Source organism: Shinella sp. G-2, assembly GCF_050172695.1.
Taxonomy (GTDB): domain Bacteria; phylum Pseudomonadota; class Alphaproteobacteria; order Rhizobiales; family Rhizobiaceae; genus Shinella.
Genome location: NZ_JBBEYH010000027.1, coordinates 35,649 through 56,429 on the forward strand (window position 1 = coordinate 35,649; position 20,781 = coordinate 56,429).

The 20,781-nt window shown below is 66.0% G+C and carries 26 protein-coding genes; 7 read left to right on the plus strand and 19 right to left on the minus strand.

Annotated elements, in window-relative coordinates:
* The first annotated feature begins 123 nt into the window (after window positions 1-123).
* The gene (locus V8U06_RS25130) at window positions 124-1,020 is read left to right on the plus strand and encodes a DUF2336 domain-containing protein (RefSeq protein WP_427143005.1); all 897 of its coding nucleotides are present in this window, start codon (window positions 124-126) and stop codon (window positions 1,018-1,020) included.
* Window positions 1,021-1,027: 7 nt separating this feature from the next.
* On the opposite strand, the gene V8U06_RS25135 is transcribed toward V8U06_RS25130, so the two are convergent.
* The 5 genes from V8U06_RS25135 to V8U06_RS25155 form a co-directional block, all read right to left on the minus strand.
* A complete protein-coding gene (locus V8U06_RS25135) occupies window positions 1,028-1,156 on the minus strand; it encodes a hypothetical protein (RefSeq protein ID WP_256463807.1) in 129 nt (42 codons plus the stop codon).
* Window positions 1,157-1,346: 190 nt separating this feature from the next.
* Window positions 1,347-1,718, minus strand: coding sequence for a DUF1491 family protein (locus V8U06_RS25140; protein WP_226919912.1), 372 nt, complete (start codon window positions 1,716-1,718; stop codon window positions 1,347-1,349).
* An 83-nt stretch (window positions 1,719-1,801) separates the two neighbouring features.
* The gene (locus tag V8U06_RS25145) at window positions 1,802-3,253 is read right to left on the minus strand and encodes a methyl-accepting chemotaxis protein (protein ID WP_427143006.1); all 1,452 of its coding nucleotides are present in this window, start codon (window positions 3,251-3,253) and stop codon (window positions 1,802-1,804) included.
* Between the two features lie 119 nt (window positions 3,254-3,372).
* The gene (locus V8U06_RS25150) at window positions 3,373-4,083 is read right to left on the minus strand and encodes a peptidoglycan-binding domain-containing protein (RefSeq protein WP_427143007.1); all 711 of its coding nucleotides are present in this window, start codon (window positions 4,081-4,083) and stop codon (window positions 3,373-3,375) included.
* Complete coding sequence (locus tag V8U06_RS25155; RefSeq protein WP_427143008.1) at window positions 4,055-5,575, minus strand: sensor histidine kinase; 1,521 nt, start codon at window positions 5,573-5,575, stop codon at window positions 4,055-4,057. The genes V8U06_RS25150 and V8U06_RS25155 overlap by 29 nt, the downstream gene beginning before the upstream one ends.
* A gap of 502 nt (window positions 5,576-6,077) precedes the next feature.
* Between V8U06_RS25155 and V8U06_RS25160 the strand changes: the two genes are divergently transcribed.
* A complete protein-coding gene (locus tag V8U06_RS25160) occupies window positions 6,078-6,503 on the plus strand; it encodes a DUF5330 domain-containing protein (protein WP_427143009.1) in 426 nt (141 codons plus the stop codon).
* A gap of 294 nt (window positions 6,504-6,797) precedes the next feature.
* On the plus strand, window positions 6,798-7,217 hold the full coding sequence (locus V8U06_RS25165; protein WP_427143010.1) for a SufE family protein: 420 nt from the start codon (window positions 6,798-6,800) through the stop codon (window positions 7,215-7,217).
* Window positions 7,218-7,367: 150 nt separating this feature from the next.
* Here the strand turns inward: V8U06_RS25165 and V8U06_RS25170 are convergent, their stop codons facing one another.
* The 10 genes from V8U06_RS25170 to V8U06_RS25215 all read right to left on the minus strand — a co-directional run bounded on the left by V8U06_RS25170 (window position 7,368) and on the right by V8U06_RS25215 (window position 14,902).
* A complete protein-coding gene (locus V8U06_RS25170; protein WP_427143011.1) occupies window positions 7,368-7,802 on the minus strand; it encodes a MucR family transcriptional regulator in 435 nt (144 codons plus the stop codon).
* A gap of 427 nt (window positions 7,803-8,229) precedes the next feature.
* A complete protein-coding gene (mnhG, locus tag V8U06_RS25175; protein WP_427143012.1) occupies window positions 8,230-8,586 on the minus strand; it encodes a monovalent cation/H(+) antiporter subunit G in 357 nt (118 codons plus the stop codon).
* Window positions 8,583-8,939 (minus strand): cation:proton antiporter, encoded by a 357-nt coding sequence (locus V8U06_RS25180; RefSeq protein ID WP_427143013.1) that lies wholly within the window; start codon window positions 8,937-8,939, stop codon window positions 8,583-8,585. Before V8U06_RS25180 ends, mnhG begins: the two co-directional genes overlap by 4 nt.
* Window positions 8,939-9,412, minus strand: coding sequence for a Na+/H+ antiporter subunit E (locus V8U06_RS25185; protein WP_427143014.1), 474 nt, complete (start codon window positions 9,410-9,412; stop codon window positions 8,939-8,941). The genes V8U06_RS25180 and V8U06_RS25185 overlap by 1 nt, the downstream gene beginning before the upstream one ends.
* 2 nt (window positions 9,413-9,414) lie before the next feature.
* Window positions 9,415-10,956: a Na+/H+ antiporter subunit D gene (locus V8U06_RS25190; RefSeq protein ID WP_427143015.1), complete on the minus strand. Its 1,542-nt coding sequence runs from the start codon at window positions 10,954-10,956 to the stop codon at window positions 9,415-9,417.
* A gap of 17 nt (window positions 10,957-10,973) precedes the next feature.
* Entirely contained in the window at window positions 10,974-11,351 is a 378-nt protein-coding gene (locus V8U06_RS25195; protein ID WP_226919923.1) for a Na+/H+ antiporter subunit C, read from the minus strand.
* Window positions 11,351-11,770 carry a Na(+)/H(+) antiporter subunit B gene (locus tag V8U06_RS25200; RefSeq protein ID WP_427143016.1) on the minus strand — a complete coding sequence of 140 codons (420 nt, stop codon included), beginning with the start codon at window positions 11,768-11,770 and terminating at the stop codon, window positions 11,351-11,353. The genes V8U06_RS25195 and V8U06_RS25200 overlap by 1 nt, the downstream gene beginning before the upstream one ends.
* A 22-nt stretch (window positions 11,771-11,792) precedes the next feature.
* Entirely contained in the window at window positions 11,793-14,117 is a 2,325-nt protein-coding gene (locus V8U06_RS25205) for a putative monovalent cation/H+ antiporter subunit A (protein WP_427143017.1), read from the minus strand.
* A gap of 126 nt (window positions 14,118-14,243) precedes the next feature.
* Window positions 14,244-14,672 carry a type II toxin-antitoxin system VapC family toxin gene (locus V8U06_RS25210; RefSeq protein WP_427143018.1) on the minus strand — a complete coding sequence of 143 codons (429 nt, stop codon included), beginning with the start codon at window positions 14,670-14,672 and terminating at the stop codon, window positions 14,244-14,246.
* The gene (locus V8U06_RS25215; RefSeq protein ID WP_427143019.1) at window positions 14,669-14,902 is read right to left on the minus strand and encodes an AbrB/MazE/SpoVT family DNA-binding domain-containing protein; all 234 of its coding nucleotides are present in this window, start codon (window positions 14,900-14,902) and stop codon (window positions 14,669-14,671) included. Before V8U06_RS25215 ends, V8U06_RS25210 begins: the two co-directional genes overlap by 4 nt.
* Window positions 14,903-15,036: 134 nt before the next feature.
* On the opposite strand from V8U06_RS25215, the gene msrB reads away from it, so the two are divergent.
* Entirely contained in the window at window positions 15,037-15,444 is a 408-nt protein-coding gene (msrB, locus tag V8U06_RS25220) for a peptide-methionine (R)-S-oxide reductase MsrB (protein ID WP_226919928.1), read from the plus strand.
* A gap of 81 nt (window positions 15,445-15,525) precedes the next feature.
* On the opposite strand, the gene V8U06_RS25225 is transcribed toward msrB, so the two are convergent.
* Window positions 15,526-16,029: a GNAT family N-acetyltransferase gene (locus V8U06_RS25225; protein ID WP_226919929.1), complete on the minus strand. Its 504-nt coding sequence runs from the start codon at window positions 16,027-16,029 to the stop codon at window positions 15,526-15,528.
* A 129-nt stretch (window positions 16,030-16,158) separates the two neighbouring features.
* On the opposite strand from V8U06_RS25225, the gene V8U06_RS25230 reads away from it, so the two are divergent.
* On the plus strand, window positions 16,159-16,659 hold the full coding sequence (locus V8U06_RS25230) for a hypothetical protein (RefSeq protein ID WP_427143020.1): 501 nt from the start codon (window positions 16,159-16,161) through the stop codon (window positions 16,657-16,659).
* A gap of 2 nt (window positions 16,660-16,661) precedes the next feature.
* Here V8U06_RS25230 and trhA read toward each other — a convergent pair whose 3' ends face one another.
* Both trhA and V8U06_RS25240 read right to left on the minus strand, forming a co-directional pair.
* On the minus strand, window positions 16,662-17,318 hold the full coding sequence (gene trhA / locus V8U06_RS25235) for a PAQR family membrane homeostasis protein TrhA (protein WP_226919931.1): 657 nt from the start codon (window positions 17,316-17,318) through the stop codon (window positions 16,662-16,664).
* A 112-nt stretch (window positions 17,319-17,430) separates the two neighbouring features.
* Window positions 17,431-17,754 (minus strand): TraR/DksA family transcriptional regulator, encoded by a 324-nt coding sequence (locus V8U06_RS25240; RefSeq protein WP_427143021.1) that lies wholly within the window; start codon window positions 17,752-17,754, stop codon window positions 17,431-17,433.
* A gap of 298 nt (window positions 17,755-18,052) precedes the next feature.
* On the opposite strand from V8U06_RS25240, the gene V8U06_RS25245 reads away from it, so the two are divergent.
* On the plus strand, window positions 18,053-18,922 hold the full coding sequence (locus V8U06_RS25245; protein ID WP_427143044.1) for a VOC family protein: 870 nt from the start codon (window positions 18,053-18,055) through the stop codon (window positions 18,920-18,922).
* A 95-nt stretch (window positions 18,923-19,017) separates the two neighbouring features.
* Here the strand turns inward: V8U06_RS25245 and V8U06_RS25250 are convergent, their stop codons facing one another.
* On the minus strand, window positions 19,018-19,428 hold the full coding sequence (locus tag V8U06_RS25250; RefSeq protein ID WP_427143022.1) for a DUF930 domain-containing protein: 411 nt from the start codon (window positions 19,426-19,428) through the stop codon (window positions 19,018-19,020).
* Between the two features lie 161 nt (window positions 19,429-19,589).
* Between V8U06_RS25250 and V8U06_RS25255 the strand changes: the two genes are divergently transcribed.
* The gene (locus V8U06_RS25255) at window positions 19,590-20,717 is read left to right on the plus strand and encodes an AI-2E family transporter (protein ID WP_427143023.1); all 1,128 of its coding nucleotides are present in this window, start codon (window positions 19,590-19,592) and stop codon (window positions 20,715-20,717) included.
* Window positions 20,718-20,781 lie beyond the last annotated feature (64 nt).

The following is a 20,781-nucleotide window of genomic DNA, read 5'->3' on the forward strand; positions in this document are numbered from 1 at the left end:
TTTCATGAATGACAGCAGGGATCGGCAAGGGGCTGCCGGTTCGGGGATGACAGGTGTTTCGTGGCGGACAGGTTTCGCGAACTGGAGAGACCGCAGGCAGGGCGGCCGAAGGACATCGTTCTGATGGCCACGGTGTCCAGCTTCGAGAGCCTGCGCTTTCCGTCCAAGTCGGATCTGCGCCAGTTCGGCGAACTGTTCGAGCCGCTTTATGCCGCCTCCAGCGAAGAGGCGCGCCGACAGGCGGTTGCGGCGCTGTCGCGCTGCCCGCAGGTGCCTGACGAAATCGCCCTCTTCATCGCCCGCCAGCCCATCGCCATCGCCGCCATCTTCCTCATGGGCGCGCGCACCATCGCCGACGTCACGCTGATGCGCATCCTGCGCAGCACCGGGCCCGATCACGCCCGCGCCATCGGCCGGCGAGAGGACCTTTCGCCCGCCGTCATCGAGGCGCTGGTCGGCACCCATCAGGATCATGCAAGCCGGCGCACCGGCGAAGACCGCGAGGCCGCCCTTCGGGAAGCCGCGCGGCTGGAACGGGAAGAACAGATCCGCGAGGAGTTGCGCGCCCTGGTGCGCGCGGCGACGCCCGCCGTGGAAGCGCCCGTCCGGCTGGATCCGGCGAGCGAAACCCATCAGGCGCTCTTCGTGCGCTTCGCGCGCGCCGGAGAGGTCGGCATGCTTTCGGTGACGCTCGCCGATGCGCTCGCCTCCAGCCAATGGCTGTCCGAACGCATCCTGCTCGACGTCTCCGGCCGCCAGCTTGCCGAGACGCTGCTGGCGCTCGCTCTGCCGGCGGAAGACAGCCTGTTCATGCTGGCGAAAATCTATCCGCACCTGGCCGAAGGAGGCGCCGAAACGCTGCTCGCCTCGCTCGATCCGGCAGAAGCGACCCAAAGGGTCGAAAGCTGGCAGCGGGCGGATCGGTATACGAGCGGCGATGGCTTGCCGAAGGCGGCCAATGGGGATGCGGCGGGAGCGCAGACGGCTCCCGAAACCGGACGGCAACGCGCCGCCGGCTGAGCGGATTTCAGAAGACCCGGCGCTTGACCGGAACGCGCGCCGCCGCTTCGTGGCGCTCGGCGGAGAGCGCGGCCAGCATGGTCGCGACGAACATTCCCGAAATCAGCAGTGCAAGGGCGGGCAGCACGATAAACATGGGCGTTCTCCAGGGGTTGGGCACAGGCCGCTGCCTGTGTGCCCTCCTTTTCCCATGATGCCCGGCGCGCCGCTGTTCCCGCCGGAACAGGCCGCCCTTTCGACGCCGAAGCATGCTGCCTCGTCTGGAAATGAAGACTTCCTTTGTCGCATTGTCCGACGCCGAAGCACGCTGCGTCGACTGGAAATGCTTAGCGCCGGAAGAACCCGTCGTCCTTCGGCTCGTCGCCGGCAAAGTCGATGAGGTCGCCGAGGTCGTCCGTCTCGATGGTGACGACCCAGAGATCGCCGTCGAAGCGGCGCTCGCGCGCAATCGCCTCGGCCACCGCGTCGGCCTCGACCTGCGCCAGCCGTGTTTCGAACAGCCGCTGCCCGCTTTCGTCCTCGGCAAAGAAGCTTTGCGGGGCCGGCGCATGGAGGCTCTCGGCACTGCTGCGGAAAACCTGCCGCACGAACACCGCCCCCGCCTCCTCGGCGCCCTTGGCCTCCACGGCGGCGAAGTCGCCGCGCGCGAAGACGCGGCGCAGGAGAGCGGAAACGAAGATGTCGGTGCGAAGGCGCATGGCGGCGGCATACACGGCGCGGCGCATCAGGGCAACCGCGCAGGGGGCAACCGCGCAGGGGGGCAACCGCGCCGTCGCAAGACCTATGCGCGGATCGCCAGCCGCAGCCCGCCCCAGTGGCGGCCGTTGACGGTGATCGGCGCGGAAATGTCCTTCATCAGCACGAACTGGCCGCCGCCCATGTCGCGGCGATAGGTCTGCAGCAGGAAGGGTTCCGCATTGCGCCCCGCCGCAAGGCCCACGCGGTCGTTGAAGATGCGGCGGTTGCGGCAGTTGGCGGTGTTCCAGGCAGGATCGCCCGGCCTCTGCGGCTCGGAGAATTTGCGGTTGTGCGTCGGCAGGTAGCCGTTTTCGTCGACGGCGGCGCAAAACGCGATGCGCTCGTCGGCCGCGACGACCGGCTCCAGCACGGCCGGCAGCATGCGGTCGGTGAAATCGGTGAAGCGGGTCGTCATCTGTACCGGATCGGTGCCGGGGATCGGCCTGTATTGCCGGTCGAACAGCGCCTCCATGCCGATCGCGCCGCTTCGCACGGCGTCGGAGAACCGGGCGGAGATCTCGCCGGCCAGCCGCTGCACGAGCCTGACATAGGGGCTGTCGGGCGTCTCGATGCCGGCGCTGGCCGTCGCCTGGATGATGCGTTCGGAAATCGTCACCACTTCGCCCACCTTGCCGGAGGCGGCCTGCAGCATCGCGTTGCCCTGGGCAAGCTCGCCCGAGGCCGCGCCGATGGAGCCGGCGAAGGCGCTGCATTCCTTGTCCACCGCGCCGGTCGTCGCGGCAAGCGCGGAGGCGCTGTCGAGGATCTTCGACATCACCGCTTCCACGCCGGCGAAGGAGCCCTGCACGGCCGAGGCGGTCGTCTTCACGCCCTCGGCGGAAACGCGCGCGCCCTCGCCCGCCACCTCCAGCCGGTCGATCCGGGCGCGCAGTTCCTGCAGAGTCTTCTGGATCGCGGCCGTCGTGCTCGAGGTCTCCAGCGACAGCGTGCGCACCTCCGCCGCCACCACGGCGAAGCCCTTGCCCGCCTCCCCCGCCCGCGCCGCCTCGATGGCGGCGTTGAGCGCCAGAAGGTTGGTCTGCCGCGCGATGGTGCCGATGGCGTCGGCAAGCCGCCCGACATCGGCGAGCGCGCCGGAAAAGGCCGATATTTCCGTGCCGATCTCGTTGGAGGCCGTCACCATATGGTCGATGGCGGCAATGGACCCGTTCAGTTGCACCGCCTGCTCGCCCAGCACGGTGCGGGCGCTGGCGGCAAGCTGGTCGGTCTCGCCGAGCGCGCGGGCGATGTCGCCGTTCGCCCCGGCAATCGCCGTCGCCGACTGGGTGAGCCGCGCGAAGAGCGCCGCATGCTCGCGCGATTGCGCGGCGGTGTCCTGGATGGAACCGGCGATGTCGACGAGATGAAGGCCGAGCGCGGAGGCCTCGGAGGCCAGCGCGCCGACGACCCGGCGAAGGGTGCCGGCATCGGCGGATGGCGGCGGCATTTCGGCTTCAGGGTTGTGCGCAGTCTCACGCAAGGCAGCGTTGGACATGGCTCGACGATCCTCCCGGTGATCTAGGGATCATCCGGCAGACATGGTTAATTCTTTCTTTCGGAAAACCTGGAAGGGCGGCAGGTTGTAGGCGTAAGACTTTCGTCGAACACGGCGCGTCAGAGCGCGCCGATATCCTTCAGCTTGGCGAGCACCTGCTCGTTGGGCTCGCCCGTCACCGGCAGGCGGTAGTGCTTCTCGAAGTGGCGGATGGCCGTGCGCGTCTTGTCGCCGATGAGACCGTCGACGGCGATATCCGTATAGGCGATATTGCTGAGGCCCTTCTGGATCCGCATGACCAGATCGCTCGGCGCGGGCCTTGCCACGGCCGAGGTGACGGCGGGGTCCGCTTCCGCCTGCATGATGGCGGCGGCGACCGGATCGGTCTCCGCTTCGGCCTGCGTCTGGGCGGGGCGCGTCTCGATGACCTTGGCCACCTCGTCGAAGGGCCGTTCGCCGGGCGTCACGTCGGTGACCTCGGGCAAGGGCTGCTCCTCTCCCTCGCGCTCGATGAGGAAGGTGGTCACGTCGTGCGGTTCGGGCCTGGTGGCGGTGAAGCCGAGCGAATTGTCGTGCGAGCGCATCTTCAGGAAGGGCGCGGGGTGGCCGCCCGGCTGGTACCAGAGCGCGTTGGCCGCGACGAAGGAGAAGACGACGAGAAAGGCGCAGGTGCCGCCGACGGCGCTCGGATAGCGCGCGGCAAGGCCGCCGAGCGCGGCAAGCCCTGTCAGCACGACGTTCGGCCGGTGCTGCGGCTGGTTGCGCCCGCCGGAACGGCCCTTGCGGGCCTGCGGGCGCCGCTCAGGCTGTTTTCTGACGTGCGCGTTCATCTTGCGTGTCCTTGCCATCGTGCGACGGCTGGTAGACGGTCTCCATGGCGGCCGCAAGGCGCGGCGGGAAATCGACGGTGGACGACGGCGCCATCTGCTGCTCGTCGTCGCCTGCAATGCCCGAGCCGTCGGCCGGCACGCGGACGGTGATGACCGTGCCCTCGCCCTGGCGGCTCTCGATGAGGAAGGTGCCGCCATGCAGCGCGACGAGGCCCTTGACGAGCGACAGGCCGAGGCCGGTGCCTTCGTACTTGCGGGTATATTCGTTCTGCACCTGCATGAAGGGCTGGCCGATCAGCGCCAGCTTGTCGGCGGGAATGCCGATGCCGGTGTCGCTGACGGTCAGGATGAGGTCCCGGCCCTCGCGCGCCGCGTCGATGGTCACGACGCCGCCGCGGTCGGTGAACTTGATGGCGTTGCCGACGAGGTTGATCAGGATCTGCTGGATCGCCCGCTGGTCGGCCACGGCCTCGCCGATGGCGCGCGGCACGCGACTCGTCAGCTTGATGCCCTTGTCACGCGCCTGAAGGCCCAGCATCTGCTCACAGGCCCTGACGCTGTCGGCGACGATGAAGGGCTCCGTCAGAAGCTCGTAGCGGCCGGCCTCGATCTTGGACACATCCAGCATGGTGTTGACGACGGAGAGCAGGTGCGAGCCCGACTGATGGATCAGCGCGACATATTCCCGCTGCCGGTCGTTCTCCAGCTTGCCGAAATATTCGCCCGACAGGATGTCGGAGAAGCCGAGGATGGCGTTCAGCGGCGTGCGCAGCTCGTGGCTGACGGCGGCGAGGAAACGCGTCTTGGCATCGTTGGCGGATTCGGCTTCGGCGGTCTTGCGTGCGCTTTCGCTGCGCAGGCGCGCCTCTTCGGAAATGTCGCGCGACTGGGCGAGCACCGCACCGAGCGTCCCGTCCGGGCCGGCCAGCGCCGTCATTTCCACGCGCATATGCGTGAACTGCTCGGCATCCGCCTCGAGGCGCGGGCGGTCGATGCGGACGTCGACGGTCTCGCGCGTCGCGCCCTGGCGCAGGCGATCGATGGCGGCGACGAAGCCGAGCCGGTCGGACACATGGATCTGGTCGAGATAGCCGCGGCCCATCGGATCGCGCATCCAGGAGAGCATGTCGGCACGGTCGCGGCCATGCACGGCTGTGACGAAGCCGCGCGCATCGTGCAGCGTCACGAGACCGGCGAAGAGATCGTAGGGCGAAACGGCGGGCGGAGCGGTCTCCGCCATCGTCTCGGCGAAGGTCTTGCCCTTGATGGGCCGCTGCGGGCGCACGGCCGAGACGGCGGCGGTCAAGAGCGCGCCGGCGCCGGCAAGCGCAACGCCGGCCGGCAGCGCGGCGGAAGCGGGCATGATGGTGGAGAATGCGAGCGGCAGGCCGGGAACGGCGGCGAGCAGCGCGAGCGTCGTCGCACGCAGCGGCGCGGAGGGGCGGGCCTCGACGGCATCCATGCCAGCAACGGCGCCCAGGCGGGCTGCCATTCTGTCAGCGATGGTGGTCAATTGGCGCAACGCAAAACCCTGCCGTTTATGTTCTTTTGTGTGAGCCCAAAATCGCATCGGCGACTTAAGGAAAGAATAAACGCTGGGGGCCGAAAGACGCTCAAAAAGGCCCAAAAGTCCCATTTCGGGGCAATCCAACGGCCATTCGTCCGGCGTGGTTAACGGGGCGTAAGCGCCTCATTTTGCGGCATTTTTCTGTTCACATTAACTTCTGGGGCAAAGCGGCCCGGCTGGCCTTACCGGCATTCCGGGCGCTGGCGGCGGCGGGGCGCGCCATCATCCTTAACGGCGATCGCTAAAATCTGCCTCAAATGCCCTTAAAGTGCCGAAAGGTCGCATTTTAATCAAAACTGGGCAAAACCTGAGTGATTCCGGCAAAGGGGAATTTCCTTCCCGCCCCTATTCTCGCATCAACGGTTCGCCAAGGACCAATCAAGCCGAAGGCCGCCAAGAGCCGAGGCGCTAACGAGGATGGCAAGCGATGTGGTTTCTGATCAAGGGAACGTTCTGGTTCTCACTGGTTCTCGTCCTTCTTCCCTTCCTGGACGCGGAATCCTCCGCGAAGCTGGAAAAGGGGCCGACGGTCGAACTCGGCGATACCTTCAGCGCCGCCAGCGAAGCCATCGGCTACGTGACCGCCATGTGCCTGGAAAAGCCCGACGTCTGCCAGAAGGGTTCGGAAACCTTCGTCGCCCTCGGCCACCGGGCCCGTGAAGGCGCCCGCATCGCCTACCAGTTCCTCGACACCCAGTTCGCCGAAGAGGGCGCCGACGTCGCCAAGGCCGGCCCGACGAAGAAGGAAGCGCTCGACCAGCCGCTTCCGGCCGTCGCCGAAGTGGACGCCGACGCCGAAGTCATCACCGGCACCGTCGCCATCCCGACCCGCCGTCCCGACCACAAGGGATAAGCCACCCTCTCGACTGCGCCGTTCGCCTCGGAGCGGCACCCCAAGTTTTATTGCCTGCCACGTTTTACTGCCTGCCTGACTCGTTGCTTTGCAACCGCCGCACGGACCCGTTCCCTGCGGCGTTTCTTTTTGTGCGTAGCGGTTTGCGGTTCAAATCCTTGGCGCCCTCGCCTATATCAAGGGCGAAGCCGAGCATTTTCAGCCAAAGCGTTGTCGCGTTGGCGTCGGACAATGCGAGACAGCAACAGGATAGAGCAATTGCGGTCACCGCAGTCGCTCTCAAGACGGAACGCCATGGCCACGCTGCAACAGATCGTCGACGACTTCGCCTTCCTCGAAGAATGGGAAGACCGCTACCGCTATGTCATCGAGCTCGGCAAGGCGCTGCCGGATCTGGCCGAGGACAAGCGCACGGCGGCCCACAAGGTGCAGGGTTGCGCCAGCCAGGTCTGGCTCGTCAGCCATGCCGAAGGCGGCGCGGATCCGCTCATGACCTTCGAGGGCGATTCGGACGCCCATATCGTGCGCGGCCTCGTCGCCATCGTGCTCGCCATCTATTCCGGCAAGCGCGCCTCCGAGATCGCGGCGCTCGACGCGCTGGACACCTTCAACACGATCGGCCTCGTCGAGCACCTCTCCTCCCAGCGCGCCAACGGCCTGCGCTCGATGGTCCGGCGCATTCGCGAAGAAGCGGCGCTGAAGGTGGCCGCCTGATCCATCGCCGGGACCGAACGGTATCAAACGGCCAACCTCCTCGCGATCCGATGCGCATCGCCCACAATCAGCAAAGCAAAAGGCCGGACCCTTGCGGATCCGGCCTTTCTGATCTCTACGGCAATGTCTGAAAGACGGCCGAAGGACGGCTTACTTGCCCTTGCGGCGCTGGCCGAGGCCCATTTCCTTGGCGAGGCGCGAACGGGCCTCGGCATAGGCGGGCGCGACCATCGGGTAATCGGCCGGCAGGTCCCACTTCTCGCGGTACTCTTCCGGGGTCATGCCGTAGTGGGTCATCAGGTGGCGCTTCAGCGACTTGAACTTCTGGCCGTCTTCCAGGCAGATGATGTAGTCGGGCTGAACCGACTTCTTCACCGGCACCGGCGGCTTCGGCTTTTCAGCAGCGACGGGCGCTTCGACAGCGGCGGCCGGCTGGGTCGTGTTGTTCAGCGCGGCATGCACATCGGCGATCAGGCCGGGCAGCTCTGCAACCGGAACGACATGGTTGCCGACATAGGCGGCGACGATATCCGCAGTCAGTTCAACGAGCAGATTCGAGGCGACGCCGATGGTTGTTTCAGTCATGCTTTTTCTCCTGTCGGGCAACGTGGAAGTCGATGGCCCCTCCCATCGACATGATTGTGGAATTTCATGTAAAGCCCGGTCACGATCGATTGCCTGGCGGCGTTAATGTTCGTCTGCGCCATGGCAGTCAAACACCGCCATTGCATTTGAATATAACTTTTGGCCGCCTAGACCGCCGTTCGCCACTCGAATTTCTGTCCGTAATACATGCCACCAGGGTATGACTACGGCATCAACTCAACCTAGACAGGAAAACCGCGTGCAAGCTAAATCAACCGAAATGCTTTACTTCGCTTGAGATATCATTCCTCAATTGATTGTCCAGTATTATTTTGAATCGGCGAAGGATATCTTCGAGTAACCCGGCCATTCTGTCGTAATGCGACCGTTACTCCTAAAATTTAGGGGTCACGATTTCTGCAAAGCGTTAACGCTTCTTGGTGGCGCGCTCGCGCGCTGCGCGCATATCGTCGACCACGGTCCGCTGCGTCAGGCGGTAGCCCGCGCCATGCGCCGCCTTGGCCACCAGGTGGGCGGCGATCGGCGCCGTCAGCACGAAGAAGACGAAACCCGCCAGCGCCCGCGTGAAGATCGCCGCGTCCATGGCATGGATGCCGGCGGCGAAAAGCATGAGGCCGGAGCCCACCGTGCCGGCCTTGGAGGCGGCGTGCATGCGGGTATAGACATCCGGCAGGCGCACGATGCCGAGCGCCGCCAGGAACGTGAAGACGCCGCCGACGACCAGCATCGCGCCCACAACCAGTGCAAGAACGAGGTCCATCATCGGCGCACCCTTCCCTTCCGGCCCCTCTTTGCCTGCCGTGCGGGTTGCGGCTCGGGCGCTTCCTCCTCGTCCGCCTGCCGGCCCTGCCGCTCGACGAAGCGCGCGAAGGCGACGGTGGCCAGGAACCCGACGAGGCCGAGCGCGATGGCGATGTCGATATAGAGGTTGAAGCCGGTCTTGATGGCGATGACCGCGATGAAGCCGATGGCGATGGCGACCAGCATGTCGAGCGCGACGATGCGATCCGGCAATGTCGGCCCCTTGACGACGCGATAGGCCGTCAGGAACAGCGCGGCGGCCATCAGGAAGAGCGCGATCGCCACGGCGACGGAAAGGATCGTCTGCGCGTCCATCAGCGGAAGGCCTCCAATATGCTCTTCTCGAAGCCGTTGGCGATGTCGCGCCGGGTGCCGACGGGATCGGAACAGTCGAGCGCATGCACGTAGAGCACCTTGCGGTCGGGCGAGACGTCGACGGAAAGCGTGCCGGGGGTCAGCGTGATGAGATTGGCGAGCAGCGTGATTTCGAAATCCCGGTCGACGGTCAGCGGGAAGGCGAAGATGCCGGGCTTCAGCGTCATTTTCGGACTTGCCACCAGCACCGCCACCTTCCAGGCCGACAGCGCCAGTTCCTTGACGAAGAGCACGACCAGCGCCAGCAGCTTCAGCGGCCGGATGCGTCGCCCGTCGGGATGCACATGGCCGCGGATGAGAAACAGCGACAGCGCGCCCGCGGCGATGCCGAGCAGCAGGTTGGGAATGGTGAAGCTGCCGGAGACGGCAAGCCAGACGAGCGCGAACAGCGCGATGGTGACGGCCGGACGCATGGTCAGGTCCCTCCCGGGAAGACGGAACCGATATAGGCGCGCGGATCGGCAAGGCCCTGCGCGGCGGCCTGGATGGTGGAGAGCAGCGCATCGGGGAAGAGGCCGAAGCCCACCGTCAGCGCCGTCAGGACCGTAAGCGGCAGCAGCGCGCCGGCAGGCACGGCCTCCGCCGGCAGCGCGTCCTGCGCCGGCCGCCAATAGGCGAAGAGGAAGACGCGGCCGACCGCGATGGTGGTGAGGAAGCCGGTGAGGAAGACCGTCGCCGTCAGCCACCAGGCGCCGATATCCAGCGCCGCCTTCGCCACCATGACCTTGGGCCAGAAGCCGGAGAACGGCGGCAGGCCGGAGACGGCGAAGAACAGCACCAGCGATAGCGCCGAGAAGAAGCCCGAGCGCGTGTAGAGCCCGCCCATGCGGTTCAGGTCGAAGCTGCCGGCAAGGCGCCCGGCAAGACCCGCCGCCATGTAGAGCGCCGTCATGACCACCATGGAATGCAGCGCATAGAAGATCGCCCCGCCCACGCCGCCGGGGCTGCCGAGCGACAGGCCCGCCAGCATGACGCCGATGCCGGAAATGACGACATAGCCGAGCAGGCGTCGGATATCGCTCTGGCCGAGCGCGCCCAGCGCGCCGAGGATCATCGTCGCCGCGCCGGCAAGCGCGATGAGGAAGCTCAGTTCCTCCCGCTCGACCGGAAAGAGCATGACCAGCGTGCGCAGCAGGGCATAGATGCCGACCTTGGTGAGCAGGCCGGCGAAGAGCGCCGACACGACGATGCGCGGCGTGTGGTAGGAGGCCGGCAGCCAGAAGTTCACCGGGAAGGCCGCCGCCTTCATGCCGAAGGCCAGCAGATAGAGCGTGGCGAGCGTCATCAGCGGCAGGTCGGCGCGCCCGGCCGCCGCCTTGGTGGCGATGTCGGCCATGTTGAGCGTGCCGAAGATGCCGTAGAGATAGCCCGTGGTGACGAGGAACAGCGTCGTCGCGATGAGGTTGAGGAAGGCGTATTTGATCGCGCCGTCGATCTGCCGCGGCTCCGAACCCAGCGTGATCAGGCCGAAGGACGAGATCAGCAGCACCTCGAACCAGACATAGAGGTTGAAGATGTCGCCGGTCAGGAAGGCGCCCGACACACCCGCCATCAGCAGCAGCAGGAACGGATAGAAGCCGTAGCGCCGGCCGCTGCCGTCGATCTCGGTCAGCGCATGCACGCCGCCGGCCAGCGCCACCACCGCGCCGGCAAGCGCAAAGAGCACGCCGGCAAGGTCCGCCGTAAACGCGATGCCGAAGGGCGGCAGCCAGCGGCCCATGACCATGGTGACGGGGCCGTTCTGCGCGACATGCGCCAGCAGCAGCCCGTCCAGCACGACGAGAACGAGGAGCGCCGGCACGGCGAGCAGCCCCTGCAGGCGCAGCGACTTGCGCATCATCAGGAGCAGCGCGCCCGTCAAGAGGCACCAGACGGGCGGCAGCACGACCAGCCAGTCGGCGAGCGCGACCGGGGTCGTGACGAGGGCGGCGGAAAGATCGGTGGGCGAAGCGGCCATTGGCGGGGCGGGTCCTGTCAGTAGCCGGTCGGCGGAAGGGGATCGTTCTCCGGCTCGGCCAGGCGCATCTCGTTGCCGTTGTCGGTGCCGAGATCCTGGTAGGCGCGGTAGACGAGCACGAGAAGGAAGGCGAAGAAGGAGAAGGAAATGACGATCGCCGTCAGGATCAGCGCCTGCGGCAGCGGATTGGCCGTCAGCCCCACCGGCACGTCGTGCCCGGCCGGAATGATCGGCGGCACCTCGCGCATCAGGCGGCCGCTGGTGAAGAGCAGCAGGTTGACGCCGTTGCCGAGCAGCACGACGCCGAGCAGCACACGCACCAGGAACTTCGACAGCATCAGGTAGACGGCGGCGGCGAAGAAGAGACCGATGAGCAGGACGAAGGGCACTTCCATCAGATGTCCTCCTCCGCTTCCAGCGCCAGCGCGATGGAGGTGATCGATCCCACCACGACGAGATAGACGCCTGTGTCGAACAGCATGACGCTGGAGAGCGGGATCTCGACGCCGAGCACGACGGGATAGATCCACAGCCCCGTCATGAAGGGCACGGCGAAGACCATGGACAGAAGGCCGGCGACGGCCGCCATGACGAGGCCGAAGGCGGAGATCGCCATGGGGTGGAAATGGAGCGCCCTGCGCACGGCCGGAATGCCATTGGCGATGCCGAAGATCGCCAGCGCCGAGACCGCGATCAAGCCGCCGATGAAGCCCCCGCCCGGCTCGTTGTGGCCGCGCAGCAGCACGAAGAGCGAGAACAGCACCATCAGGGCGGTGAGGAACGGCGCGACCGTGCGGAAGATGAGGGTGTTCATGCGGCGCCTCCCGAATGCGTCATCATGCCCTCCCCTTGCGGATGCGGATGATCGACAGCACCGCCAGCCCCGTCACCATGACGACGGCGATCTCGCCGAGCGTGTCGGTGCCGCGGAAGTCGACGATGATGACATTCACCACATTGGCGCCATGCGCGATGGTCTTGGAATAGAGGTTGAAGAAATCGGTGAGCGCCGGATCGAAGCGGCCCTGCACGACCTTCAGCAGGTAGAGCGCGAAGCCGAGGCCGCAGGCGATGGCGATCACCGCGTCGGGGATCTTTTCGCGCAGCGGCCGGTGGTCGCGCGGCGTCAGCTTCAGCCGCGTCATGGCGAGCGCCAGGATGACGACCGAGAGCGTCTCGATCATGAACTGGGTGAAGGCAAGGTCGGGCGCGCCGAAGAGCAGGAACAGGAGCGCGACGCAGAAGCCCTGGATGCCCAGCGCCAGGATGGCCGCCAGCCGGCTCCTGGCCGTCAGCACCGCGCCGATGCCGACGATGGCGAGCACGATGACCGCAAGCTCGTGGAACGGGATATGCGCCGGCCAGACCGGCAGTCGCGGCCCCTCGCCGAAGACGACCGGCGGCACCAGCAGCGCCAGCGCGATCACCGCGAAGGTGGCGGTCATGTAGATTTCCATGCGGCCCGGCTGGAGCAAGCGCGTCACCCCCGTGGCGCCGCGCACGAGCCCTGACATCGCCTGGTCGAAGCCCCGATCCGGCCCCCAGCCGATATCCTCGATCAGCCGGTTCGCCGCCGCGCGGGCCGTGTCGATCCACAGGAAGACGAGGACGCCGAAGGCGACCGTGGCGAGGGAGAGGACGAGCGGCACGCTGAAATGCGGCACCGCCGAAATGGTGACCGTTTCCGGCTTGCCGGCGATGGCCGAGGCGAGCGGCGAGGTCAGCATCGCATGGGCAATGGCGGAGAAGAGGCCGATCGTCAGTCCCTTGGCGGCGAGCAGCATCGGGCCGATCCACAGCAGCGCGGGGCCTTCATGGGCGTGTTTCGGCGTTTCGACGGCGGGGCCGAGGAAGGGTTTCAGCGCCACCGCGAAGGCGACGGCGAACATCAGGCCGTTGCCGATGATGGCGGCCAGCGTGAAGGCGATGGCGCGCGGGCTGCTGCCGGCAAGCGCCGCATAGACCTCCTCTTTGGCGAGAAAGCCGAAGAAGGGCGGCAGGCCGCCCATGGAGAGCGCGGCGAGAAGCGCGGCGAGGAACGTGACGGGCATGGCGCGCCGGAGACCGCCGAGCTTCGTGATGTCGCGCGTGCCGGCCTCGTGGTCGATGAGACCGGCCACCATGAAGAGCGCGCCCTTGAACAGAGAATGGGCGACGAGGTAGAGCGCCGCCGCCGCGACAGCGTGTTCGGACCCGTAGCCGGTCAGCATGACGAGCAGGCCGAGCGAAGCCACCGTCGTATAGGCGAGCATCAGCTTCAGGTCGCTCTGGCGGATGGCGAGCACGCTGCCGACCAGCAGCGTCAGGCCGCCGAAGGCCGGCAGGATGATCTCCCAGGCGGGCGTGTCGCCCATGACGGGGTTGAGCCGCATCAGCAGGTAGACCCCGGCCTTCACCATGGTCGCCGAATGCAGATAGGCCGAGACGGGGGTCGGCGCCTCCATGGCGTTCGGCAGCCAGAAATGGAACGGGAACTGCGCCGACTTGGTGAAGGCCCCGCCGAGGATGAGGAAGAGCAGCGGCAGGTAATAGGGGCTCGCCCGCACCTCCGCGCCGAAGGACATCAGGAGCGAGAGCTGCGTGACGTCGGTGACGTTCCACAGAAGCAGCAGGCCGGCGAGCAGGAACAGCCCGCCCCCGCCCGTCACCACCAGCGCCTGCAGCGCCGCCCGGCGCGAGGCCTCGCGCGCATGGTCGAAGCCGATCAGCAGGAAGGAGGTGATGGAGGTCAGTTCCCAGAAGACGAAGAGCATCAGGAAGCTGTCGGAGGCGACGAGGCCGAGCATCGCGCCCATGAACATCAGGATGAAGGAGAAGAACCGCCCCTGATGCGGGTGCCCCTTCAGATAGCCGCCGGCATAGAGCACGATCAGGGCGCCGATGCCGGAGATCAGCAGCAGGAAGGCGAGCGACAGACCGTCGATCAGCCAGGAGAAGCTGACATTGTAGGACGGCACCCAGGCATAGCCGCCGGTGACGATCTCGCCGCGCGTGATCTCCGCGTTGAAACCGAGGAAATGCAGGAAGACGGCGAGCGGCACGAGCGCCAGCGGCCAGGCCGCGTTGTGGCCGAGGAGCCGCGTGAGGCCGGGCGCGACCAGCGCGCCGAGAAACGGCAGACAGAAGGCAAGAAAGGTCAGGCCCATCGTGTCTGGTGTCATTCCTGTCGCCGCCCCTCTCCCCGCATGCGGGCTTTGCCCGTCGTTGTCCTTGAAATCCGTCAGAGCGCTGTTTCTATGTCGGTTTGCCCGAAATCGCCACCCTTGAACAGCAAGGGCGCGGCGTTTTCACCCACCTTGATCGGTTTCACCCTCCGGCATGCGAAGGTCGAGCCTGGGGAAATAGGTGCGGTAGCGCCCCGCATCGCGGGTGATCAGCGTATGGCCGCCAACGGCGGCATGCGCGCCGATAAAAAAATCGGGCAGGACGCCGGTGCGGCTGCCACCCGCCCTGCGATAGGCTTGAAAGGCCTTGCCGGCAAGAAAGAGCGCTTCGCGCGGCAACGGCAGGTGCTCCAGCCCGGCGGCAGCGACCATCGCATCGAGATCGGCGATGTCGCGGTAGCGCACGGACAGTTCGGCGTAGATCACGTCATTGATCGCGATAGGACCGGCAAGCGCAGCAGCCTCGAGCGCGGCGATCGACCAATCGGCCCACGCGGCGTCGCCGGTCACGAGGTCGAGCAGCACATTGGTGTCGACCAGAAACGTCGTCATTCGTCGCCGCGCGTCAGCGCCATGATCTCATCCGTCGTCATCCCCGCCCCTGCCTGCCCGCGCAACTGCGCGAACCGGCTCTCGGGACGGCGCTTTTCCAGCGGCTCGACGACGACGCTGCCATCCTCGACCCGGCGGAACTCGACCTTGCTGCCGGGACCGATACCGAGAAAATCGCGCACGGCCTTCGGGATCGTCACCTGCCCCTTGCTCGTAACCGTGGCGCCCATGAGTAATACCTCTCTTTCAACAGGTATTACTCTAGCGCAAATGTCCTCGGATGGCCACACCGGGCATTGCGGCGTCCTCGCCGATTGTCTTGCCACAATCGAGGCCCTATCTATGGAGCCGACAGGAGGACGCCATGAGCGACACGACGACGTTGAAGGTCAACAAGACGAAGGAAGAGTGGCGGCAGATCCTGACGCCGGAGCAGTTCCGCATCACGCGCGAACACGGCACGGAACGCGCCTTCTCCAGCCCGGATTTCGATTTGTCCAAGAAGGGCACCTATCGCTGCATCTGCTGCGAGCGGCCGCTCTACCGGTCGGAGGCGAAGTACAATTCCGGTACCGGCTGGCCGAGCTTCTACCAGCCGATCGAGCCCGGCGCGGTGACCGACCATTCCGACCGGTCCTATGGCATGACGCGCACGGAAATCCGCTGTGCGGATTGCGACGCCCATCTCGGCCACGTCTTCCCCGACGGCCCGCCGCCGACGGGCCTGCGCTACTGCATGAACGGGGTGGCGCTCAGCTTCGACGAGGATTGACGGGGCTGAGCCTGGAGACGTTCCGGCGAATTCCGGTTCGCCGGAATTGCCGCAGGCTCGTGTTTTGCCGCTGGACGCGTTCTAGCGCTTGGGAACCTTCAGTTCCATGCAGGTCAGGTCCAGCCAGCGGCCGAACTTGATGCCGACCTCGTTGAACCGGCCGACGACGCGGAAGCCCAGCCTTTCGTGCAGCTTGACCGAGGCGGTGTTCTCCGCCTCGATGCCGGCGATCATGACGTGGATGCCGTTGAAGCTGGCGCGGTCGATCAGCGCCTTCAGCAGCTTCTTGCCGGTGCCGGTGCCGCGTCCGTCCTTGTGCACGTAGACGGAGTGCTCGACCGTGTGGCGGTAGCCGTCGAAGGCGCGCCAGTCGCCATAGGAGGCATAGCCGACGATCTGCTTGCCGCGCGCGGCGACGAGAACGGGAAAGCCGCGTTCGCGGCGGGCGGCGAACCAGGCCTTGCGGTTGTCGAGATCGACGACGGAATCGTTCCAGATCGCCGTCGTGTTGTTTACGGCATCGTTGTAGATGTCCATGATACCGGGGAGATCCGCCTCCACGGCATCGCGTATCGTTATGTCCATGGTTCCCCCCGGTTTTGCCTCATGCCATACAGGACGAGCGGGAAAGCTGTCCAGCCTGCTTGCGCCGCCGGGCGATGAAACGCCTGCCTTTGTCCGTTTCCATCAAGACGCAACAACGAGTAGCCGCCCGTGCAACGCTTTTTCCTTCTCTTCCTGCTGCTTTTCCCCGCCGCCGCCCTCGCCGAGGATTGGCAATCCTATGCCAATGCCCGCTTCGGTTTCGCGGTGGACATTCCGCCCGGCTTCACCCTCGTGCAGGAGGCCGAGAACGGCGACGGGCGCACCTATGCCAGGGGCGAGGCGAAGCTTTCCGTCTTTGCGAACTATCTTGCGACCGGGCCCTTCGAGGACGAGGTCGCCGCGCGGCGCAAGACCTATCTCGATGAAGGCTGGGATCTCAGCTACGACCGGCAGACGGCCGGCTGGGCGAGCCTTTCCGGCACGCTCGTCGATTCCATCCTCTATCACCGGATGATCGCGCTGTGCGACGCCGCCGCCGCATCCTTCGTGCTGGACTATCCGCAGTCGATGAAGGCGGAGATGTCGCCGTTCGTCGGCAGGCTGGTGAAGTCGCTCCGCCCGGCGGAGGGCTGCACGAGCGCCCAGGGCGCGGCGCCCGCCGCGCAATAAAATCATGCGCCGGAAACGACGCTGGTGACGACCGCCGAGTAATGCACCGCGGCGGCCGCCACCACGAAACCGTGCCAGATGGCGTTCTGGAAGCGCAGCTTCTCCCAGACATGGAAGACGACGCCGACCGAATAGAGCACGCCGCCGACGACGATCAGCGTCAGCGTGGCGACGGAAAGGTGCGTCAGCAGCGGGCCGGCGGCGAAGACGCCGCTCCAGCCCATGCCGAGATAGATGAGGATCGCCAGCCGGTCGTAGCGGCCGGGGAAGAGGAACTTCAGCGCCACGCCCGCCGCCGCCATCACCCAGATGAAGACGAGCATGCCCGCAAGGAAAGGGTCCTCGATGCCGCGCTGCAGGAAGGGCGTGTAGGTGGCGGCGATCAGCACGAAGATCGCAGAATGGTCGAAGCGGCGCAGATGCCACTTCACCTTCGAGACGGGCCAGAGATTGTAGGCGAAGGACGTGGACAGGGCGAGCACGAGGCCGACGCCATAGACCCAGGCGGCGGCCAGTTGCCCGCTGGACGCCCAGACCGTGGCGTAGAAGATCAGCGCGGTGACGCCGACCAGCGCGAAGACCACGCCGACGCCATGCACGACGCCGTCGGCGATCACCTCGTACCGGTCATAGTTCCACTTCACGCCCTTGATTTCCACGACGGCCTGCCCTGCATTTCACGTTGGGCCATCGTGACCTTTTTGCCTCGCGCGGGCAAGGGCTTAGGTGGCATCCGGGGATCACGAATCTTTGCCCCGTGACACGGTTGGCTCATGGACGCGCAATGCATTCCTCGCAGAGCGCGGCATGCGGGACGGCGGCAAGGCGAGCCGGCGAGATGGCCTGGCCGCATTTGGCGCAGAGGCCGAAGGTGCCGGCGGCGATGCGGTCGAGCGCGGCGTCGATGGCCTGAAGTTCCTTGAGGCCCGTGGTGCCGAACTCCTCCAGCACCTCGTCGTTCTCCCGCTCGATGGCGCGGTCGGCGCTGTCGCCGCTCTTCAACGTGTCGAGGTCCTTCTCGATCTTGTGCAACCGGCCGTAAAGCTCGCGCTTGCGGGTCAGAAGAATGTCCTTGTAGTGCGCGAGGTCCGTCACGGTCGCATCTCCTTGGGTTCGACTGGCCTGAAACTGGCATTGCCGCCGCGGGCGGGCATTGATCGGGATCAAGCCGGAGGCCATCATCGTCAACGCTGCGTTGACGGTAAATCGCCGAAACGTCGTCTTTCGTGAACGCGCGCGTTCCGCCATATTCCGTTCAACACAACGGTTTCCATCCGGAAACCGAAACAGGGATCATAGCATGACGGACCTCGACAGACGGACATTCCTCGGCGCCGCCGCCGCGGGCATCGCCGCCGGCAAGGCCGGCCCCATTCGCGCGGAGACCGCCACCATGACAACCACCGCCACCACAGCCACCCACGCCGTCGACATGCCGGCCTTCGTCGATCATTCGCACCTGACGGTGGTCGACCTGCCGATGGTTTCGGCCTTCTACCAGCAGGTGATGGGCCTTTCGGTGCTGGACACAGCGGCGTCAGGCGAAACGCTCGGCGTTGCCGGCCGGCCGCTGCTCACGCTGACGACGGGGGCGAACGCCGCCCGCGCGCCGCGCAATGCGCCGGGCCTGTTCCACACCGCCTTCCTCGTGCCGAACCGCCGGGAACTCGGCCGCTGGCTCGCCCATGCCGCGCACAACAACGTGCAGCTCACCGGCGCTTCGGATCACCTCGTCAGCGAGGCGATCTATCTCGACGACCCCGAAGGCAACGGCATCGAGATCTATCGCGACCGCGACCGTTCGGAATGGACCTATGTGCCCGACGGCACCGTGAAGATGGCGACGCACCGGCTGGACCTGCAGGCGCTCTACGACGAGGCCCCGAAAGATGGCTGGACCGGCCAGGAAAACGGCACGGTCATCGGCCATATCCACCTGCAGGTCTCCGACATTCCGCAGGCCAACACGTTCTTCCAGGGCGTGCTCGGCCTCGACATCATGTCGAGCTATCCGGGCGCGAGTTTCTTCGCCACCGGCAAGTACCACCACCATGTGGCGGCCAATGTGTGGAATTCGCGCGGCCAGCCGAAGCGCGAGGGCGCCATGACCGGCCTTGCCGACTATACGATCCGCTTCAACGAACCGGCAAAGCTCGAAGCGGCCGTCAGGAAGCTCGACGAACTTGCGATCCCGACCACGCGGACGGGCGACACGATTTCGCTGGTCGACCCCTGGGGCATCGGGCTGAAGCTTTCGGCCTGAGGCCTCCCCGCCGCCACGCAACGGTATCCTCGGGCTCGGCCCGAGGATCCTGCCTGTCGCAGGCCCATGGATGGGTCAGGCCCTTTCGGCCATCCTCAATCGTAGAGGTAGTGCGCCGCCCATTCGTCATGGGGCACGATGTCGCCGACCTTGTATTTGAAGGCGTTCACCTCCAGCCGGTCGTCGCTCGCCTCGCATTTGTAGGACAGGCGGAACCATTCGCCCTTGCTGCGGAAGACCGCGCCCCTCGTCTTGAAGGTGGTGCCTTCCAGCTTGGGATCGCCGAAGGCGTAGGCGATCACCTTGTCCGGGCGGAAGCCGCCCTTGCCGTCGCTGATGCGGTCCATCGCCTCCATGTCGCAGCGCTGTTCCAGCCGCTCCTCCGGCGTCAGCTTTTCAAGCTGGCTGCGGATGCGCGCGTCGATGGCGAATGCGGAGCTCGCGCAAAAGGGGGAAAGCGCAAGGGCGCAAAGGGCGATGCGGAACCCGCTAGCCTGTCGTTTCAAGGATGTGCCTCCTCTTCTTGCCGTCCTGCCGACGTCTTAATTCGGGGTTAACGCGCAATATGTCGATTTGACGACAGGCCGCAACCCACCTTGGGTTTCATGCGCGATTGCTGGAACTTCCCGCCCCCTGATGCGTTTCCGGCGCGAATTGGGGAAGCGCCATGCACGATGTCTCGGGAAAACCGGCCGAACGCCGCCTCTTGCAGGGCAGTCTCGACCTTGAAAAGGACCTTTCGGAAGGCCGGTCGCGCCGCTATGGCCTCGACATCGCCAGCGCCTGGGCGGTGATCGGCATTTTCGCGATCATGGCCATGGGTGTCGTCTATCTTATGGCGCCGATCCTCATTCCGCTCTGTCTTGCCGTGGTCACCGGCCTCATCTTCGGCGTGGCGGCGGAAAAGCTCAACGAGCTCGGCATTCCGCCGCTGCCGACCGCGTTGCTGCTCGCCGGCCTCTTCGGCACCGGCCTCTTCCTCGTCGCGGGCCTTCTGGCCGATCCCATCGCACAGCTCGCGTCCAATGCGCCGGATCTGGTGCGCGGCGCCTATGACCGCATAACGCCGCTGTTTTCACGCCTCGGCTGGCTCAACATTCGTCCCGAGACCTTCCAGGGCGGACAGATGTCGATGGACAAGGTGCTGGAAAACACCGGCAGCATCCTCAGCATCCTCTCGGCGAGCCTGACGCCCGCCCTGCTGCAGGGCATGATCTTCTTCGCCGCGCTCGTGCTTTTCCTTTCGGCGCGCCTGAAGCTGCGCCAGATGATCATCCTGTCCTTTCCGCGCCGCAGCCAGCGGCTGACGACCATCCGCATCATGAACGCCATCGACAGCGCGCTCGGCTACTATTTCGCCACCGCGTCCCTCGTCTATGCCGCGCTCGGCGTCGTCACGGCGCTGATCACCTGGGGCGGCGGACTGGCCATGCCGGCGCTCTGGGGGCTCTTCGCCTTCCTCTCCAGCTTCGTGCCCTTCCTCGGCGTGACGCTGATGACCATCGCGCTCGCCACCGCCGGCCTCCTGACGCATGACACGGTGGTGATGGGCCTGCTGCCCGCCATCGGCTTCTTCCTGGTGCACCTCACGATGGAAAACCTCGTCATGCCCGCCGTCATGGGCAAACGGCTGGAGGTGAACGCCTTCATCATCTTCACCGCCATCATCTTCTGGACCTGGATGTGGGGCGCGGCCGGCGCCATGCTGGCTTTGCCGCTCTCCATCATCGGCATGACCATCGCCGACGAATTGCGTCCCGCCAAGCGCAAGGCGCGCCGGAGCCTGCCGGGCTGATCGGGCTTGCGCAAGAACATTATACATTATATGAAAATGTATAATGTTCTTGCGCGGAGATCGC

What these genes read in the sequence shown, in the direction of transcription:
- V8U06_RS25205 (WP_427143017.1), bottom strand. Translation starts at nt 14,117, where the DNA reads ATGACACCAGACACGATGGGCCTGACCTTTCTTGCCTTCTGTCTGCCG.
- V8U06_RS25200 (WP_427143016.1), bottom strand. Translation starts at nt 11,770, where the DNA reads ATGAACACCCTCATCTTCCGCACGGTCGCGCCGTTCCTCACCGCCCTG.
- V8U06_RS25150 (WP_427143007.1), bottom strand. Translation starts at nt 4,083, where the DNA reads ATGAACGCGCACGTCAGAAAACAGCCTGAGCGGCGCCCGCAGGCCCGC.
- V8U06_RS25255 (WP_427143023.1), top strand. Translation starts at nt 19,590, where the DNA reads ATGCACGATGTCTCGGGAAAACCGGCCGAACGCCGCCTCTTGCAGGGC.
- V8U06_RS25165 (WP_427143010.1), top strand. Translation starts at nt 6,798, where the DNA reads ATGGCCACGCTGCAACAGATCGTCGACGACTTCGCCTTCCTCGAAGAA.
- V8U06_RS25185 (WP_427143014.1), bottom strand. Translation starts at nt 9,412, where the DNA reads ATGCGTCCGGCCGTCACCATCGCGCTGTTCGCGCTCGTCTGGCTTGCC.
- V8U06_RS25210 (WP_427143018.1), bottom strand. Translation starts at nt 14,672, where the DNA reads ATGACGACGTTTCTGGTCGACACCAATGTGCTGCTCGACCTCGTGACC.
- mnhG (WP_427143012.1), bottom strand. Translation starts at nt 8,586, where the DNA reads ATGATGGACCTCGTTCTTGCACTGGTTGTGGGCGCGATGCTGGTCGTC.
- V8U06_RS25140 (WP_226919912.1), bottom strand. Translation starts at nt 1,718, where the DNA reads ATGCGCCTTCGCACCGACATCTTCGTTTCCGCTCTCCTGCGCCGCGTC.
- V8U06_RS25245 (WP_427143044.1), top strand. Translation starts at nt 18,053, where the DNA reads ATGACAACCACCGCCACCACAGCCACCCACGCCGTCGACATGCCGGCC.
- V8U06_RS25160 (WP_427143009.1), top strand. Translation starts at nt 6,078, where the DNA reads ATGTGGTTTCTGATCAAGGGAACGTTCTGGTTCTCACTGGTTCTCGTC.
- V8U06_RS25190 (WP_427143015.1), bottom strand. Translation starts at nt 10,956, where the DNA reads ATGGCCGCTTCGCCCACCGATCTTTCCGCCGCCCTCGTCACGACCCCG.
- msrB (WP_226919928.1), top strand. Translation starts at nt 15,037, where the DNA reads ATGAGCGACACGACGACGTTGAAGGTCAACAAGACGAAGGAAGAGTGG.
- V8U06_RS25155 (WP_427143008.1), bottom strand. Translation starts at nt 5,575, where the DNA reads ATGGCAGCCCGCCTGGGCGCCGTTGCTGGCATGGATGCCGTCGAGGCC.
- V8U06_RS25130 (WP_427143005.1), top strand. Translation starts at nt 124, where the DNA reads ATGGCCACGGTGTCCAGCTTCGAGAGCCTGCGCTTTCCGTCCAAGTCG.
- V8U06_RS25145 (WP_427143006.1), bottom strand. Translation starts at nt 3,253, where the DNA reads ATGTCCAACGCTGCCTTGCGTGAGACTGCGCACAACCCTGAAGCCGAA.
- V8U06_RS25135 (WP_256463807.1), bottom strand. Translation starts at nt 1,156, where the DNA reads ATGTTTATCGTGCTGCCCGCCCTTGCACTGCTGATTTCGGGAATGTTC.
- V8U06_RS25225 (WP_226919929.1), bottom strand. Translation starts at nt 16,029, where the DNA reads ATGGACATAACGATACGCGATGCCGTGGAGGCGGATCTCCCCGGTATC.
- V8U06_RS25215 (WP_427143019.1), bottom strand. Translation starts at nt 14,902, where the DNA reads ATGGGCGCCACGGTTACGAGCAAGGGGCAGGTGACGATCCCGAAGGCC.
- V8U06_RS25170 (WP_427143011.1), bottom strand. Translation starts at nt 7,802, where the DNA reads ATGACTGAAACAACCATCGGCGTCGCCTCGAATCTGCTCGTTGAACTG.
- V8U06_RS25180 (WP_427143013.1), bottom strand. Translation starts at nt 8,939, where the DNA reads ATGGACGCGCAGACGATCCTTTCCGTCGCCGTGGCGATCGCGCTCTTC.
- V8U06_RS25195 (WP_226919923.1), bottom strand. Translation starts at nt 11,351, where the DNA reads ATGGAAGTGCCCTTCGTCCTGCTCATCGGTCTCTTCTTCGCCGCCGCC.